This is a genomic window from Prauserella sp. PE36 (assembly GCF_003311655.1).
In the GTDB taxonomy this organism is placed as follows: Bacteria; Actinomycetota; Actinomycetes; order Mycobacteriales; family Pseudonocardiaceae; genus Prauserella_A; species Prauserella_A endophytica.
The window spans coordinates 106,463-122,927 of sequence record NZ_QEQT01000087.1 but is presented as its reverse complement, the minus strand read 5'-3'; the positions used below and the strand labels follow the sequence as shown (position 1 = coordinate 122,927).

Annotated in this window: 16 protein-coding genes; 11 read left to right on the top strand and 5 right to left on the bottom strand. The window is 71.6% G+C overall.

Annotation, left to right across the window (positions count from 1 at the left end):
- The first annotated feature begins 75 nt into the window (after positions 1-75).
- The 4 genes from DI005_RS25955 (at position 76) to DI005_RS25940 (ending at position 4,050) form a co-directional block, all read left to right on the top strand.
- Complete coding sequence (locus tag DI005_RS25955) at positions 76-714, top strand: TetR/AcrR family transcriptional regulator (protein ID WP_112267309.1); 639 nt, start codon at positions 76-78, stop codon at positions 712-714.
- A 141-nt stretch (positions 715-855) separates the two neighbouring features.
- A complete protein-coding gene (locus DI005_RS25950) occupies positions 856-2,418 on the top strand; it encodes a long-chain-fatty-acid--CoA ligase (RefSeq protein ID WP_369973625.1) in 1,563 nt (520 codons plus the stop codon).
- Complete coding sequence (locus DI005_RS25945; RefSeq protein WP_113643917.1) at positions 2,415-3,230, top strand: thioesterase family protein; 816 nt, start codon at positions 2,415-2,417, stop codon at positions 3,228-3,230. Before DI005_RS25950 ends, DI005_RS25945 begins: the two co-directional genes overlap by 4 nt.
- A 52-nt stretch (positions 3,231-3,282) precedes the next feature.
- Positions 3,283-4,050 (top strand): tyrosine-protein phosphatase, encoded by a 768-nt coding sequence (locus DI005_RS25940; protein ID WP_113643916.1) that lies wholly within the window; start codon positions 3,283-3,285, stop codon positions 4,048-4,050.
- Positions 4,051-4,164: 114 nt separating this feature from the next.
- Here DI005_RS25940 and DI005_RS25935 read toward each other — a convergent pair whose 3' ends face one another.
- The 3 genes from DI005_RS25935 to DI005_RS25925 are packed head-to-tail and all read right to left on the bottom strand — an operon-like array spanning position 4,165 to position 5,863.
- The gene (locus tag DI005_RS25935; protein ID WP_112267317.1) at positions 4,165-4,947 is read right to left on the bottom strand and encodes a 2-keto-4-pentenoate hydratase; all 783 of its coding nucleotides are present in this window, start codon (positions 4,945-4,947) and stop codon (positions 4,165-4,167) included.
- Complete coding sequence (locus tag DI005_RS25930; protein WP_113643915.1) at positions 4,944-5,501, bottom strand: class I SAM-dependent methyltransferase; 558 nt, start codon at positions 5,499-5,501, stop codon at positions 4,944-4,946. Before DI005_RS25930 ends, DI005_RS25935 begins: the two co-directional genes overlap by 4 nt.
- Positions 5,498-5,863 carry a VOC family protein gene (locus DI005_RS25925; protein WP_113643914.1) on the bottom strand — a complete coding sequence of 122 codons (366 nt, stop codon included), beginning with the start codon at positions 5,861-5,863 and terminating at the stop codon, positions 5,498-5,500. Before DI005_RS25925 ends, DI005_RS25930 begins: the two co-directional genes overlap by 4 nt.
- A 197-nt stretch (positions 5,864-6,060) precedes the next feature.
- Between DI005_RS25925 and DI005_RS25920 the strand changes: the two genes are divergently transcribed.
- Positions 6,061-7,239, top strand: a complete 1,179-nt coding sequence (locus DI005_RS25920; protein WP_113643913.1) for an HNH endonuclease signature motif containing protein — start codon at positions 6,061-6,063, stop codon at positions 7,237-7,239.
- A gap of 140 nt (positions 7,240-7,379) precedes the next feature.
- Here the strand turns inward: DI005_RS25920 and DI005_RS25915 are convergent, their stop codons facing one another.
- Positions 7,380-7,994: a vitamin K epoxide reductase family protein gene (locus DI005_RS25915; RefSeq protein ID WP_112267325.1), complete on the bottom strand. Its 615-nt coding sequence runs from the start codon at positions 7,992-7,994 to the stop codon at positions 7,380-7,382.
- A 208-nt stretch (positions 7,995-8,202) separates the two neighbouring features.
- Here DI005_RS25915 and DI005_RS25910 point away from each other — a divergent pair, with 208 nt between their 5' ends.
- From DI005_RS25910 to DI005_RS25900, 3 genes are read left to right on the top strand one after another with little or no spacing between them, the layout of a single operon-like run.
- Positions 8,203-9,300 (top strand): MBL fold metallo-hydrolase, encoded by a 1,098-nt coding sequence (locus DI005_RS25910; RefSeq protein WP_112267327.1) that lies wholly within the window; start codon positions 8,203-8,205, stop codon positions 9,298-9,300.
- Positions 9,297-11,660, top strand: a complete 2,364-nt coding sequence (locus DI005_RS25905) for an acetyl-CoA acetyltransferase (RefSeq protein ID WP_113643912.1) — start codon at positions 9,297-9,299, stop codon at positions 11,658-11,660. The genes DI005_RS25910 and DI005_RS25905 overlap by 4 nt, the downstream gene beginning before the upstream one ends.
- Positions 11,657-12,265 carry a TetR/AcrR family transcriptional regulator gene (locus tag DI005_RS25900; protein ID WP_112267331.1) on the top strand — a complete coding sequence of 203 codons (609 nt, stop codon included), beginning with the start codon at positions 11,657-11,659 and terminating at the stop codon, positions 12,263-12,265. Before DI005_RS25905 ends, DI005_RS25900 begins: the two co-directional genes overlap by 4 nt.
- Here the strand turns inward: DI005_RS25900 and DI005_RS25895 are convergent.
- Positions 12,252-13,472 (bottom strand): MFS transporter, encoded by a 1,221-nt coding sequence (locus DI005_RS25895; protein ID WP_113643911.1) that lies wholly within the window; start codon positions 13,470-13,472, stop codon positions 12,252-12,254. The two genes, DI005_RS25900 and DI005_RS25895, sit on opposite strands and share 14 nt — an antisense overlap.
- A 127-nt stretch (positions 13,473-13,599) precedes the next feature.
- On the opposite strand from DI005_RS25895, the gene DI005_RS25890 reads away from it, so the two are divergent.
- Genes DI005_RS25890 through DI005_RS25880 form a run of 3 tightly spaced genes read left to right on the top strand, consistent with a single transcriptional unit; the run spans position 13,600 to position 16,459 of the window.
- The gene (locus tag DI005_RS25890) at positions 13,600-14,679 is read left to right on the top strand and encodes a FecCD family ABC transporter permease (RefSeq protein ID WP_369973621.1); all 1,080 of its coding nucleotides are present in this window, start codon (positions 13,600-13,602) and stop codon (positions 14,677-14,679) included.
- A 1-nt stretch (position 14,680) separates the two neighbouring features.
- Complete coding sequence (locus DI005_RS25885; RefSeq protein ID WP_113643910.1) at positions 14,681-15,442, top strand: ABC transporter ATP-binding protein; 762 nt, start codon at positions 14,681-14,683, stop codon at positions 15,440-15,442.
- Between the two features lie 24 nt (positions 15,443-15,466).
- Entirely contained in the window at positions 15,467-16,459 is a 993-nt protein-coding gene (locus tag DI005_RS25880; RefSeq protein WP_199543225.1) for an ABC transporter substrate-binding protein, read from the top strand.
- Positions 16,460-16,465 lie beyond the last annotated feature (6 nt).

Here is a 16,465-nt window from a genome sequence, read left to right as displayed (position 1 = left end):
TCGCAGCCTGTCAGTCCCGGACCCGGACAGTCAATGCCGACTGTTTTTCTCGCACGCGGTGGGTAGGCTGTCCCGATGACCCGATCCGTGTCCACGGCTCCGCGCAGCCGTAAGGAGCGCACCGAGGACAGCCGTGCGCTGATCCTCGACGCCGCCGTGGACTGCCTCGTGGAGCTGGGCTACGCGGGCGCCTCGACGCTGGCGATCCAGGCGAAGGCTGGCGTCTCGCGGGGCAGGCTGCTGCACCACTTCCCCTCGCGCGACGGGCTGCTCGTCGCGGCGGCGCAACACCTTGCCACCGGAAGGCTCGCCCGGACCGAGGAGCGCGTCGCCGAGGCGCTCACCGGTGAACCCGAGGGCCCCGCGCGCGTCGAACGGTGCATCGAGCTGCTGTGGGTGACCTTCCATGAGCCGCACTTCTGGGCGGCGATGGAGCTGTGGACGGCGGCGCGGACCAACCCCGCGCTCGCCGAGGCGCTGCGGCCTGCGGAACGCGCGCTGCGCGAGGCGATCCGGGGCGTCGCCGACCGGATCTGGGGCCCCGAGGTGTGCGCCCACCCGCGTTACGACGAGCTGCGCGAGCTGCTGTTCACGAGCATGCGCGGCGCGGCACTGCCGTACGCGTTCGAGGACCGCTCCCCCGCCGGCGACAAGCACGTCGCGATCTGGAAGTCGGTGGCACGCACGTTGCTCTTCGCCGACGGCCCCGAATAACAGTCAGGGTTGACTGCGCGCTGGCGGCCGCGTCAGCATGAGGTCCGCCACTCCCGACCATCGCCGAGGTTGCCGATGTCAGAGTCCAGCACCGCCTCGTCCCCCGTCTCCCCCGAGATCCCGCGGCTGCTCGGCCGCGGCATGACCATGGGCGACCAGCTCGCCCGGCACGCGCGCACCATCGGCGACGAGGTCGCCTTCACCTTCGAGGGCACCAACCGCACCTACGCCGAGCTGGACGAGCGCGTCAGCAGGCTCGCGGGCGCACTGCGTGACCGGGGCGTGTCGGCCGGCGACCGCGTCGCCGTGCTCGGGCTCAACACGCTCGAGGTGATCGAGACGTTCTTCGCCTCGACCCGGCTCGGCGCCGTGTGCGTGCCCGTGAACTTCCGGCTCGTCGCCGACGAGATCGCCTACGCGCTCGAGGACAGCGGCACCACGGCGATCGTCGTGCACGCGGCGCTCGCGCAGGCGATGGCCAAGGCGCGCGAACAGCTGTCGGCCGACACGGTGTGCCTCACCTTCGGCGGCCCCGCCGAGGCCGCGGGCCCGGGCGCCGAGGACTACGAGCGCGCGCTCGCCGACGCACCTGCCACGTTCCCCGAGCGGAGGGTGAACGAGCACGACGCCGCGTTCATCATGTACACGTCGGGCACCACGGGCAGGCCGAAAGGCGCCGTGCTGACGCACTTCAACCTGCTCATGCACGCGTTCAGCAACATGGCGACACTCGGCTCACCGCCGGAGGACCGCGTGTGGCTCGCCGCCGCGCCGCTGTTCCACATCGCGGGGCTCTCGGGCATGCTGCCGTGCCTGCTGCGCGGCGGGCGCACGGTGCTGCTGCCCTCCGGTCAGTTCGACCCGGTGGCGACCGTGGACCTCCTCGAGCGCGAGCGCGTGTCGGCGGTCTTCTTCGTTCCCGCGCAGTGGCAGGCGATCTGCGCGGTGCCGGGGCTGGCCGAACGCGACCTGTCCGCGCTGCGGCAGGCGTCCTGGGGCGCGGCGCCCGCGTCGACCACGCTGCTGCGCACGATGATCGACACGTTCCCCCAGGCCGAGATCACCACGGCGTTCGGGCAGACCGAGTGCAGCCCCGTGACGACGCTGCTGCGCGGCGAGGACTCCATCCGCAAGATCGGCTCGGTCGGCACGCCCATGCTCAACGTCGAGGTGCGCGTGGTGGACGACCACATGAACGACGTGCCGCGGGGCGAGGTCGGCGAGATCGTCTACCGCAGCCCGATGGTGATGAAGGAGTACTGGAACAAGCCCGAGGAGACGGCGGAGGCGTTCCGCGGCGGCTGGTTCCACTCCGGCGACCTGGTGCGACAGGACGGGGACGGCTACTACTTCGTGGTCGACCGCAAGAAGGACATGATCATTTCCGGTGGTGAGAACATCTACTGCGCCGAGGTGGAGAACGTGCTCGCCGCGCACCCGAAGATCTCAGAGGTCGCGCTCATCGGGATCCCGGACGAGAAGTGGGGCGAAACCCCGCTCGCAGTCCTCGCGCCCCGCGAGGCCGACGACCCGCCCACGGTGGCCGACCTGCACGAATGGTGCGCCGACCGGCTCGCCGGGTACAAACGGCCGCGCCACATCGCGGTCGTGCCCGCACTGCCCCGCAACCCCAGCGGCAAGGTGCTCAAGACACAGCTGCGCGCCGACCGCGCGGCGGGCAAGCTCGGTGTGGAGGGCGCTTGAGCACGCCCTCCCGTCACGCGCTCGATCACTTCCTGACGCTGATGCCCTCCGGCGACGGCTGGGCGGTGGACGTGCCACCGGCGTGGACACCGGCGGGCGCGGCGCATGGCGGCGTCCTGTTCGGCATGGCCGTCACCGCGATGGGGCGCCGCGCGCCGCATCCGGACCTGCTCACGGCGACCGCCCACTTCCTGCGCCCGACGATGCCCGGCGCCGCGCACGTGACCGCCGAGGTGCTGCGCTCCGGCAGGGCGCACGCGACGACGCAGGCGACGCTGAGCCAGGACGGCAAGGAGACCGTGCGCGTGCTCGCCGTGTTCGGCACGCTGCCGCCGGGACCGCCGGACACCGAGCTGAAGCCTCCGATCCTGCCGCCGCCGCAGGAGTGCGTGCAGGTCCACGGCGCGCCACCCGGGGACGGGCCGCCCGACTACCGCTCGACGCTCGACGTGCGGATCCACCCCGACGTCGGGTGGCCGCACGGCAGGCCGAGCGGGCGCGCCGAGGTGACCGGGTGGGCTCGCATGTCCGACGACCGGCCCCACGACGACGCGTCGCTGGCCGTGCTCGCCGACGGGTTCCCGCCCGCGATCTTCGACGCCCTGCCCGTCGCCCACGTGCCGACGCTGGAGCTGACCGTGCACGTGCGCGCCAAGCCGTCGAGCTCGTGGCTCGCCGGGCGGTTCACCACACGGGTCGTCAACGAGCCGTACCTCGAGGAGGACGGACTGCTGTGGGACGAGAGCGGCAGGCTCGTCGTCATGTCCCGCCAGCTCGCCCTCGCCGACGCGAACTCGGCGCGGCGGTTGTGAGATGGGCCGGAAACCGGGTGGGGCCGGGGCGGGAAGCTGCCAGACTGGCGACGTGCTGTGGCTCGAGCTCGAAGGCGCCGTCAACATCCGCGACGTCGGGGGCATCCCCACCGAGGACGGCGGCACGACCGCCCGCAACCGGCTGCTCCGCGCGGACAACCTCCAGGACCTGTCGCGCGGCGACCTCGACTACCTCGTGGACACGATCGGCCTGAGCACCGTGGTCGACCTGCGCACCGCGTCGGAGATCGAGGCGGAGGGTCCCGCGCCGCTGACCAAGTACGCCCACGTGGCGCACGTCCACCACTCGCTGCTACCCGAGCAGGCGTGGGGCGACAATTCCCCGGACGCGCTGCTCACGCGCAGGCGGGAGGACGAGGCCCGCTACGCGGGTGACCGCACCTGTTCGCACTACCTCGGCTACGTCGAGAAACGCCCGGACAGCATCGTCGGCGCCCTGCGCGCGATCCTGCGCTCCGAGGGGCCGGCGCTCGTGCACTGCGCGGCAGGCAAGGACCGCACCGGCGTGGTGACGGCGTTCGCACTCAGCGTGGCCGGTGCACGGCGGGAGGCCATCGTCGCCGACTACGCCGCGACCGCCGAGCGGATCGAGGCGATCGTCCGACGGCTGACCGCCTCCCAGACCTACGCCGAGGACGTCATGCGCGTGTCCCTCGACCGGCACACCCCGAAACCGGAGTCGATGGCCGAGTTCCTCGAGCAGATCGACGCCCGCTACGGCGGGGTCACCGAGGTGCTCACCGCCAACGGCTTCACCGCCGAGGAGACGAGCGCCCTCCGCACGAAACTGCGCAGCTGACCGCGCGAGTCCCCCGCTCCCGACGGCGAGTCCCCCGCTCCCGACCGCGAGTCCCCCGCTCCCGACCGCGAGTGCCCCGCTCCGGACCGCGAGTTCTGCGCTCCCGCGCGGCGTCTACCGACCCGTGACGCTCAGCGAGCCGAGGCTGGTGAAGTCCGCCGTGACCTCCTGGCCGCGTTCCACGAACACCGCGTCGGTCAGGCCGCCGGTCAGCACGATCCACCCCGGTTCCAAGGCGACACCCCTTCGGCCGAGCGCGTTGGCCGCGAGAGCCAGCGCTTCGGCGGGGTGGCCCTGCACGGCGGCCCCCGTCGCCGACGCCACCACCTTGCCGTCGACCCCGAGCAGGCACGCCTCGAGTCCGAGATCGATCGCCGACGGCGGGAGTCCCTTGGCGCCCACCACGAACCGGGCCGACGACGCGTTGTCCGCCACGACGTCCGGGAGCGCGAAACTGAAGTCCCGGTACCGGCTGTCGATCACCTCGAAGCCCGCGTGCACGCTGCGCACCGCCGCGAGCGCGGTCGCGGCCGTCACACCGGGGCCGCGGAGCTGCTCACCCAGCACGAAGACGATCTCGGGCTCCACCCGGGGATGGATCAGCTCGCCGAGCGGCACCGGTTCCCCCGCTGGCAGCACCATCGCGTCCGTGAGCCACGCCGTGAGCGGCGAGTCGATGCCCATCCGCTCCTGCTTCGCGCGCGACGTCAGGCCGAGCTTCACCCCGACCACGCTCTCCCCCGCGTCGACCTTGCGCCGCACCAACGCGTCCTGCACGTCGTACGCCGTCGCAAGGTCGAGGCCGGGCCATTCGGTGGTGATCCGGCCGCCGACGCGGCGCGTCGCCTCGCGGTCGAGGAGTTCCGTCACGGCGCGCTCGATGCCCCACTCGGTCATGTCCGCACCCTAGCCCGGCGCGCCAGCAGTCGGGTCGTGCGCTCGCCGGGCTGTTCGGTGACGACCTCGAAGCCGGGTGGTAGTCGCCTGCCCAGCTCGCCGTGGGGGACGCGGAACGGGCGGTCCGATTCGCCGGGTTCGAGCGCGAGCGCCTCCCACGCCAGGAGGCCACCGTCCGCGACCGCGTGGCATGCCGCTTCGAACGCCGCCGCGTCCCAGTACCGGGTGGCCAGGACGAGTGCGTAGCGGCCGGGGTCGGCGGCGATGTAGGTGGGCACGTCGGCTTCGACGAGCCGGATCGCGTGCCGCAGGCTTCGGTTGACCGCTTCCTCGCGGAGTTGCGCGAGGGCGACGCCCGAGATGTCCACGGCCGTCACGGTCCGGCCCGCGACGGCGAGTGCGAGCGCGTTTCCCGAGCGGCCGCAGGCTAGTTCGAGGACAGGCCCTTCGGGGATGCCGGCTTCGAGGACCTGGGCGAGTATCGGGTGCGGGGCGAAATCGGGCGGGCTGGCGGCGTACCGCTCGTTCCAGCGCAGCCGGTCTGCGTCGTTCACAGCTTCTGGGCGAACTCGACGACGTTGCCATCCGGATCGGCGACGTGAAGGGTCCGTTCGCGCCACGGGCGGTCGACCGGGCCGGTCAGGATGTCCGCTCCCGCGGCGCGGAGGCGAGCCGCTTCGGCGTCCACGTCCTCGACGATGAAACCGATCTCTCCGCATGGCGCTCGGCCCGGCTCCCGGTTGATCAGCTCGGGCAGTCTCGAACGTTCGAAGAGCGAGAACTTGGTGTTCTCCATGGAAAACTCGACGTAGCCGTCGCCTTCCTTACGGACGTCCAGTCCGATGACGTCGCGATAGAAGGCGGTGGAGCGGCTGAGCGATTGCACGTACCAGATCACGTAGTCGATGCGGCGCATGCCGATACGGTAGCCCTTTGCGATGCGGCGAGGCGTTTCCAGCACGAATCCGGCGCGCCGCGGGAAACCGTCGCTCCACGGGTCGGCGTACGCTCACTGTCCACTATCGACAGTCATACACGGAGGGGCACGCACATCACCTTGTTCACCCGGATCGACTAATGGTAGGCGGCTACGTGTGGTGTTATGGTTGTGGCATGGGGGAAATCATTGAGATCATCGCGCTTGAACGACAACGCGCGAAACTGGAAGCCTTGCAGTACAAGGCAATCGCCATGCTTGCCGAGCAGCGGGATGACGTGGCCGAGGAGCTGGCCCTGGTGTTGGCGGTCACCGTCCACAAGGCACAGCGGATGGTAGACCTCGCGACCACGCTCGTTCATCGGCTGCCACTCACGTTCGCGGCCATGCGGCGTGGGGACGTCGACTCGGTGAGGGCCGGCGCCATTGCCGGGCCCACTGCCTGGCTGAGCGACGAGCACGCCCGGCAGGTCGATGTCCTGATGGCCGATCGGCTGGAGGGCAGGAATCCCGGGCAGCTGCGTCGAGCAGCTGCACGCGCGGTGCACCGGGTCGATCCTGATGGTGCTGCGGCCCGGGCTCAGGCCCGTCGCCAGGAGCGAAAAGTCGAGCTGTTACCCGGTTTCGACGGCATGTCGACGCTCGTGGCCGAGCTGCCCGCCGAGGTCGCTTCAGCCGCCTATGCACGGGTGGATCGCCTTGCGCGGCAGCTTCGGGGCGACGGTGAAGGCCGGACATTGGATCAGTTGCGGGCCGACGTGTTCGCCGATCTCGTTCTCGGCTCGTCCGGCGGCGGCGGCGCGAAGGCGGAGATCTTCGTCTACGTCGACGCCAAGACGCTGGCCGGAGCCGATGAGCAGCCGGCCGAGCTGGCCGGGTACGGGCCGATTCCCGCATGGCTGGCGCGGCAGATCGCCCACGATTCCGGAAGTACCTGGAGGCGGATCGTCACCGATCCGCTCAACGGCCGACCAATCGACGTGGGGCGGCAACGCTATCGTCCACCCGCTGTCACGGACCGGTTCGTGCGGGTGCGGGACCGGGAGTGCCGCTTCCCTGGCTGTAACCGGCCCGCCCAGTTCGGAGACAACGACCATCACCGGCCGTGGGGCCGTCACGGTGATACCGACACCGACCAGCTCGTCAACTACTGCCGACGGCACCACCGCCTCAAGGACCGGCCCGGCTGGCGCTACGAGTTGGAGCGCGACACCGGCGTGCTGACGATCACCACACCCGCGGGAATGCGATACGCCAGCACGCCGGGCGCTCAGGAACCGGTCTGCCTCAGTCCCAATAGACGACGGGGTCCATCAGCTCGACGCCGTTCTTTCACTGTTCGGGCTGGAGCGTGAACATCAATGCCTCGTTCGCGCAGTCACTGGCCGGCACTTGTAGAACCGCCACGCCTGGTCGTCGCGGTTGTAAACCGAGCCAGTCGGGCCAGGGTTGCTCCGGCGACAGCGGCCAGAGTGGACAAGGCCGTTCGACCGGCTCAGCTGAACAGGCCCGACCAGTACGACCAGAAGCGCTGCACGATGAGGATCACGATGAGCAGCAACCAGAACAGCAGGGGTGCGAGGTGCCGCCTGACGAGCGTGGAACCGCCGGGGAGGTGACCGGCCGCGAGGTTGTGCACGGTGGTGTACCAGAAGATCGGGATGGTCACCGCCCACACGACCACGCAGTACGGGCAGAGCGCGCCGATGTTGTAGAGGCTCTGAGCGATCAGCCAGTGCACGAACCCGACGCCGAACAGGGTGCCCGCTTGGAGACCGAGCCAGAACCAGCGTGGCAGGCGGGCGCCGGCGAGGAGTGCGACGCCGACGGTGGCGACGACGGGGAACGCCGCGAGGCCGATGAGGGGGTTGGGAAAACCGAACGCGGCGGCTTGGTCGCTCTGCATTACGGAGCCGCAGGAAAGAGTGGTGTCGATGGAACACGACGGCTGGTAGAACGGGTCCTCGAGCAGCGCCATCTTCTCGACGGTGAGCACGAGCGCGGCAATGGTTCCGATGAGGCCGCCGACGACGAGCACCCAGGCGACGATCGTGCGCAGGCGCGGCGGCACGCCGGTCTCGACGAGCGGTTCCGTCGCCGGTGCGGACATGCCGGGAACTCCCTCGCGTCGCAGGTCAACGTCTTTCGCCTACGAAGGTACGCACTCGGTGCGCGGGGCGCCGAGGCAGGGCTCCGGGTACCCCCTCGAGCACCGGCCACAAGGGGTGACGTGATCGAGCACTCGTTGATCGGCCTCACCACGGCACGTTATGTTCGAGGTCATTACAGACGAAGGCCGTCTAGGAAGTCGGTGAGCCATGACAGCGGACCCCACCGATCCCGGGGTGCCCGGGATCAGCGTCCTCGGGACGGCGCAGCGCGCCGCCTGGCTCGACCGGACGCTGCCGCCGGTCGAACGACTTCCCGGCGGGCTGTGGTCGGTGCCGGTGCCGATTCCGGACAACCCGCTGCGGTACACGCTCTGCTACCTGGTTCCCGGCGACGACGGCATCGTGGTGGTGGATCCCGGCTGGAACACGCGCGAGGGCTGGGACACGCTGCTCGCCGGACTGGCCGAGGCAGGTGCGACGACGGCCGACGTGACGGGCATCGTGGCGACCCACGTGCACCCCGACCACCACGGCCTCTCCGGCCGCCTGCGCGAGGAGTCGGGCGCCTGGGTGGCGATGCACCCCGCTGAGCGCGACACGCTGCCGCAACGCATCGCCGTGGCGGCGAGCCGGAACTCCCTGCCGACCGCGGGTGGCTGGCTGCGGCTCTCCGGGGCGGAGGAGGACGAGATCGCGGAGCTCGTGAGCCCACTCGACGAGTCGGCCACCGCCGACGACCGCGCGGCGATGGCTGAGCCGGACGTGCTGCTGGAGGACGGCGACCTGGTGCCGATGGCGGGGCGCAGGCTCCGCGCCGTCTGGACGCCCGGGCACACGCCGGGCCACCTCTGCCTGCAGGAGCCCGACGCCCGGCTCCTGCTGACGGGCGACCACGTGCTGCCCCGGATCACGCCGAACATCGGGCTGTACCCGAACTCGGCCGACTCCCCGCTCGGCCGGTTCCTCGAGTCGCTGGAGCGAGTGGGCGAGTACGACGACCACGACGCGCTGCCCGCGCACGAGTACCGCTTCCGGGGGCTCGCCGCGCGCACGCGGCTCCTGCGGGAGCACCACGAGGAGCGCTGCCGCGAGGTGGTCGCGGTCGTCGCCGGGCTGGGCGAGCCCACGGTGTGGGAGGTCGCCCGCCACCTCACGTGGTCCCGGCCATGGGAGCGGATCGGCCGCATGCGCTTCGGCGCCCTCGCGGAGACGGGCGCCCACATCGACCACCTCGTGCGCCGGGGAGAGCTGGCCTGGCGGCACGGGGAGAACGGCAGCCCGATCCGCGTCAGGAGCACCACGTGACCGATCTCGACGCCCGCACCCCCGTCCTTGTCGGCGTGGGGCAGTCCTCCGAGCGCATCGGGGAACCCGGCTACCGCGGGCTGTCGGCGGTGGAGCTGGCCGCCGCGGCCGCTCGGGAGGCGCTCGCCGACACGGGCGCCGAAACCGCGGCGATAGCCGACGCCATCGACACCGTGGCCGGGATCCGGCAGTTCGAGATCTCCACGCCGGGGGCGTTCGCTCCGCTGGGCCGCTCGGACAACTACCCTCGGTCGGTGGCGAACCGGCTCGGCGCGTCGCCGGCGAGGGCGATCCTGGAGGTCGTGGGCGGGCAGGGACCGCAGCATCTCGTGACCGAGCTGGCCGCCACGATCGCCGGCGGTGGCGCGGAGGTGGCGCTCGCGTTCGGGTCCGAGGCGATCTCCACCGTGGCCCACCTGCTCGGCGCGGAGGACAAGCCGGACTTCACCGAGCACGTCGAGGGCAGCCTCGAGGACCGGGGGCTCGGGCTGCGGGGGCTGGCCACACGGCAGCAGGTGCTGCACGAGCTGATCGACCCACCCACCCAGTATTCGTTGTTCGAGAACGCGCGCAGGGCACGGCTGGGACTGTCGCGTGTGGACTATGCCGCGGCGATGGGCGAGTTGTTCGCGCCGTTCAGCAAGATCGCGGCGACCAACCCGCACTCGGCGGCGCCGGTCGAGCGGACCGCGGCCGAGCTGGTGACGCCGTCGGAGTCGAATCGGCCGATCACCGACCCGTACCCGCGCTACGTCGTCGCGCGCGAGAAGGTGAACCAGGGCGCCGCGGTGCTGGTGATGTCCGTGGCCGCCGCGCGAAGGCTCGGGATTCCGCGCGAGAAGTGGGTCTTCCTGCACGGGCACGCGGACCTGCGTGAGCGGGACCTGCTGCGGCGGGCGGACTTCAGCGCGGCACCTGCCGCCGTGCTGGCCGTGCGGCACGCGCTGGAGGTCGCGGGCATCGATCTCGACGACGTCGCGGCCATGGACCTCTACAGCTGCTTCCCGATCGCGGTGTTCGCCCTGTGTGACGGGCTCGGCCTCGCGACCGACGACGCACGCGGCCTCACGCTCACCGGCGGCCTGCCGTTCTTCGGCGGCGCGGGCAACAACTACTCGATGCACGCCATCGCGGAGCTGGTGCAGCGGCTGCGCGAGCAGCCTGGCGCCTACGGACTCATCGGGGCCAACGGCGGACTGCTGAGCAAGTACTCGGCCGGGGTCTACTCCACGACGCCAACGGAATGGCGGACGAGCCGCGACGCCGAGCTGCAGGCCGGGATCGACGCGGGGGCCGCGCCCGAGGACGTGATGCACGCCGACGGGTGGGCGACGATCGAGACCTACACCGTGAAGTACGGCCGCGACGGCTCGCGCACGGGCGTGGTGATCGGGCGCCTCGAGTCCGGTGAGCGGTTCCTGGCCAACACCCTGCGCGGCGACGACGAGATGCTCGACCTGCTCGGCACCGGTGAACCCATCGGGACGAGGGTGTTCGCGCGCTCGTTCGGCTTCGGCAACCGTGTCACCACGAGCGAGGCGCGGATGGCCGAGCTGTTCCCGCCGAGACCGGCCGTGCTGCGCGAGTCCTACGAGCACGTGCTGGTGCGCCGCGACGGGCACGTGCTGGAGGTGACGATCAACCGGCCGCAGGCCCGCAACAGCCTGCACCCGGAGGCCAACACCGAGCTCGACGAGATCTTCGACGCCTACTTCGCCGACGACGAACTGTGGGTCGCGATCCTCACCGGCGCCGGCGAAAAGGCGTTCAGCGCGGGCAACGACCTCGCTCACACCGCGTCCGGGAAGTCGTTGTGGATGCCCAAGAACGGCTTCGCGGGGCTCACGTCGCGCCGCGAGCTGCCGAAGCCGGTGATCGCGGCGGTGAACGGCTACGCACTCGGCGGCGGGCTGGAGATCGCGCTCGCCTGCCACCTGGTCGTGGCCGACGCGACGGCGCAGTTCGGGCTCACCGAGGTGAGGGTGGGGCTCGCCGCCGCGGCGGGCGGGCTGGTGCGGCTGCCGAGGGCGATCCCGAAGGCCGTGGCGACGGAGCTGATCCTCACCGGCAGGCGGATGGGCGTGGACGAGGCGCGCTCGTACGGGCTGGTCAACCGGGTGGTGGGGGCGGGCACGGCGCTGGAGGGAGCGCGTGCGCTCGCCGCCGAGATCCTGGAGGGCTCCCCCACCTCGGTTCGCGCGTCGCTGCGCATGATGGCCGAGACCGAGGGCATCGCTGACACAATCGAGGCCGTGAACCACCCATCGGCAGCGCTCGACGACCTGCTCGTCAGTGAGGACACCATCGAGGGCGTCACCGCCTTCGCCCAGAAACGCCCGCCGCGGTGGCGGAACCGATGACCGCGTCCGCCTCTCCGCACACCGGCCGGCCCCGTGACCCGGAGGTGGACCGGCGCATCGCGCTCGCCGCGGTGGAGTTGTTCGGCGAGGCGGGCTGGGCCGGGTTCAGTGTGGAGTCGGTCGCGCGCCTTGCGGGTGTCGGCAAGGCGTCGATCTACCTGCGCTGGCAGACGAAGGAGCAGCTGCTGCTCGACGCGCTCGCCGCGCACGTCGCGAACGTCGCCGACGCCGACACCGGGACGCTGCGGGGCGACCTGGTGGATCTGGCGAGGCAGTTGCTGCGGCTGTACGTGGGAACGAGCCGCAAGGCGGCACTGCGCATGAGCCTGGAGGCGCCGACGATCCCCGGACTCGCGCAGCGCTGCGAGGAGCTGCGGCATGCGCAAATCAGGGCCGCGCGCGCGATGGTGAAGCGCGGGATCGCCAGGGGTGAGCTGCCTGAGGGCACATCGGTGACGCTGCTGCTCGACACCCTGTGCGGCGGCGTCGTCATGCACGTCATGTCGACGCCCGCGCACCTGCAGTCCACGCTGCCAGGGCAGATCGACACCTACGCCGACCAGCTCGTCGACTTCCTCCTGCGCCCGCCGCTCACGGCTCCCTGACGCTGAACCGGCGGCTGCTGGGCACCAGGGCCGCCGCGGCGGGCGCGAGGAAACACACCAGCGCGCACGCGCCGAGTACCGCCGGGGCCCCGAACGCATCCAGCGCGGGCGCGATCAGCGCGAGGCCCACGGGCGCGAGGCCGTAGGAGAGCAGGAAGTCCAATGACGAGACGCGGGCCAGCTTGTCGGGCGCGACCTCGCGCTGCGTGGCCGTGAACCACGGGACGTTGAACAGCTCGATGCCCACACCGGCGAGCACGTAGGCGCCCACGACCACGGCAGGGTGCACGGGCAGCAGCAGGCTCAGCGGCGCGAAGCCGTAGCAGGCGAGCCCGGCGAGGGCGACCCGGCCCTGCGCGCGGGGGCGCCAGCGCGCGACGAGCAGAGCGCCCGCGAGTGCACCGGCCGTGTAGGCGGTGAGTGCGGCGGCGAGCACGGCCTCGGTGTCGTAACGGTCGCGGCTGACCAGCGGCAGCAGCACACCCGTCGCGGAGTAGCCGGTGGCGATCACGGCCGTGAGCGCGCCGAGCCCGGCGAGTAGCCACGGGTGCCTGCGCGCCTCGCGCACCCCGTCGGCGAACTCGGTGACGAAACGCGCGCGCGTACGGGCGGGCGACGGCGCGTGCGGGGTGACCCACGGCGGGACCACCGCGGCGATCAGCCACAGCGCACCGGTGGCGATCAGCAGGGCCGCGGTGTCGACCACCGTGGCGAGCAGTGCGGTGAGCGCGGGGGCGACGAGCGTGGTGACCCGCACGGCGAACGTCTGGGCGGCGTTGGCCTGCTGGCGGCGCGGCTCGTCGACCACTTCGGCGGTGAGCGCCTGGAAGGCGGGCCTGCATGCGCCCTGACCCGCGCCGACCACGGCCGCGGCGACGGCCATGAGGGCCAGCGACCGGTCGAGCCCCAGCGCGATCAGCGGGGAACCGACGACCGCGGCGAGCCCGGACCACCACACGACCTTCCTGCGGGAGTAACGGTCGGCGAGCACGCCGCCGACCGGGACGGCGACGAGAAAGCCCGCGGTGCGCGTGGCCAGCACGAGTCCGAGCCCGGTCGCGCTGAGGGAACGATCGAGCACCGCGAGGCCGAGGATGAACGGTAACGCCCAGGTCGCGAGCCCGGATGCGGTGGTGCCCGACCAGAGTCGCAGGAACGACGTGTCGCGCAGGACGGATGTGGTCGCCGCGCTGGCTGTCTGTGTCACGGGGTGGTGGCTCCTCCGGGGTCTCGCTCATTCTGGCACGCACAGGCTAGACGACAATGATTTTCATTTGTAGTATCGCTGCGGCCGGGTGGCGACCATCCGGACAAGTCCACTGTGGAGGATTCGCGTGACGGTGACGGAGGCGGCGCCCGGGGTGGCTCCGCCGGAGAACTCCCGGGCCCGCGGTCCGCTGACCGTGGCGGCTCTGGTGGTCGTGCTGGTGGCGTCGGCGATCGCCGGGATCTCACTCGGTCCCGCGGTCGTCCCACTGCCGGACACACTCCGCTACCTCGGGGCCGCCCTCACGGGCGGCACGATCGGGCCCGAGGACGTCACGGGGTACTCGATCATCTGGCAGGTCCGCACGCCACGGGTGCTGCTCGCCATCGTGGTGGGCGCCGGGCTGAGCGTCATCGGCGTCGCGGTGCAGGCCATGGTGCGCAACGCACTCGCCGACCCGTTCATCCTCGGGGTCTCGTCGGGCGCCTCGGTGGGCGCGAGCGCGGTCGTGTCGTTCGGACTGTTCGCGAGCCTCGGAATCTACGCGCTGTCGGCGGCCGCGTTCCTGGGCGCGCTCGCCGCGTCCGTGCTGGTGTACGTCGCCGCACACGGCCGGGCCGGGCTCACGCCGCTGCGGCTCGTGCTCACCGGCGTGGCACTGGCCTACGGCTTCCAGGCGCTGATGAGCGTGATCGTGTTCTTCGCTCCGTTCGGCGAGGCCGCGCGCTCGGTGCTGTTCTGGCTGCTCGGCAGTCTCGGTGGGGCGGCGTGGGGCTCGCTCCCCATCGCCGCGGCGACCGTCGCGGTGGCTGTCGCCCTGCTGCTGAGGCAGTCCAGCGCGCTCGACGTGCTGGCGATGGGTGACGAGTCCGCGGCGAGCCTCGGTGTCGACGCGGCGGCCGTGCGCCGCAGGCTGTTCCTGCTCACCGCCGTGGTCACCGGCGCGCTCGTCGCGGTCAGCGGCGCGGTCGGCTTCGTCGGGCTCGTCATGCCGCACCTCGTGCGCATCCTCGTCGGCGCGAGCCACCGCCGCGTGCTGGTGATCGCCCCGCTCGCCGGCGCCATCTTCCTGGTGTGGGTGGATCTCGCCTCGCGCACCCTGTTCGCCCCCCGCGAGCTGCCGCTGGGCGTGATCACGGCGTTGATCGGCGTGCCCGTGTTCGTGACACTGCTGCGCCGCCGCGGCTATCTGTTCGGAGGCCGCTGACATGGAGCTGACCCTCGACGCGGTCTCCGTGGAGATCTCGGGTGCCAGGCTGATCGACGAGCTGAGCCTCAAGGCGGGCGACGGCGAGGTGGTGGGCCTCGTCGGGCCGAACGGCAGCGGCAAGTCGACCGCGCTGCGCTGCGTGTACCGGGCGCTACGGCCCAGCTCGGGCGCCGTGCTGGTGGACGGAACCGACCTGACGACGCTGTCCATTCGCGACAGTGCGCGCTCGGTCGCAGCGCTGACTCAGGACGGCACGGCCGATCTCGACTTCACCGTCGCCGAGGTGGTGGCGTTGGGCCGGTTCCCGCACCAGCGCGGCAACCCGGTGCTGAGCGATCGCGAGCGGGAGCTCTGCGCCGAGGCGATGCGCCGCACGGGCGTCACCCACCTCGCGCGGCGCGGCATCCTGTCGCTCTCCGGCGGGGAACGCCAGCGCGTGCTCATCGCCCGCGCGCTGGTGCAGGAACCAGAACTCCTCGTGCTCGACGAACCCACCAACCACCTCGACGTGCGGCACCAGGTCGAGCTGCTCGCGTTCCTGCGCGACTGCGGGCTCACCGTGCTCGTCGCGCTGCACGACCTGAACCTCGCCGCGTCGACGTGCGACCGGCTCGCCGTGCTGCAGAACGGAACGCTCGTCGAGACCGGGCCACCTGCCGACGTGCTCACGCCGGAGCTGGTGCGGCGCGTGTTCGGCGTGACCCCCACGGTGGTGCGCCATCCCCGCACCGGTGTCCCCCAGCTGCTCTACACCCTGTAGTCCCCGACAAGGAAGGCCGTCCCCGTGAACCGGCTCCCCGCCACATTGTCCGCGCTGCTCGCCGCCGGCCTGCTCGCCACCGCGTGCGGCGCCGACGTAGCGCCGCAGGCCCAGGAGGGCCCGAAGCCCGTGACGATCGAGAACTGCGGCGAGCGCATCACCTATCCCCGGCCGGAGCGCGCTGTCGCCTACGACATGAGCAGCACAGAGAAGATGTTCGCGCTCGGCCTCGCCGACCGCATGCGCGGCATGGTCATGCCCAGCACCGCCGATCCCGCGGTCGAGCGGTCCCCGTACCTGCGGGACTACCGGTCGGTGGAGACGTTGTCCACCGACGTGCTGAGCTTCGAGACGGTGGTCGCCGCCGAGGCCGACTGGGTGCTGGCGGGCTGGAACTCCGGCTTCAGCGAGGAGCGGGGCATCACCCCCGCCCGGCTCGACGAGGTCGGCATCCGCAGCTACCAGCACACGGAGAGCTGCTTCAACTACGGCGACCGGCCCGTGAAGGTGCCGCCGCTGGAGGCGCTCTACACGGACCTGCGCCAGATCGGGCAGATCTTCGGCGTCCCCGACCGCGCGGAACGGCTTGTCGCCGATCTCGAACAGCGGGCGTCCACATTGGAGGGGAACCGGCCCGAGCGCGAGCCCGCGCGGGTGTTCATCTACGACTCGGGAACCGACCAGCCGTTCACCTCTGGCGGGCAGGGCGCGCCCGACGTGATCGTCTCCCTCGCCGGAGGGCACAACATCTTCGGCGACCTCGCCGAGCGGTGGACCACGGTCGGCTGGGAGCCGGTGGTGGAGGCACAGCCCGAGGTGATCGCCGTGGTGGACTACGGCGACCAGCCGGTGCAGGAGAAGATCGCGTTCCTCAAGTCGTTCCCGCCGCTGGCCGACTCCCCCGCCGTGCGGAACAACCGCTTCCACGTCCTCGACTACGGCGAGGCCGTGAGCGGACCGCGCAACCTCGACGCCGCCGAGAAGCTCGCCGAGTACCTGCGCTCCATCGGCCGCTGACCCACG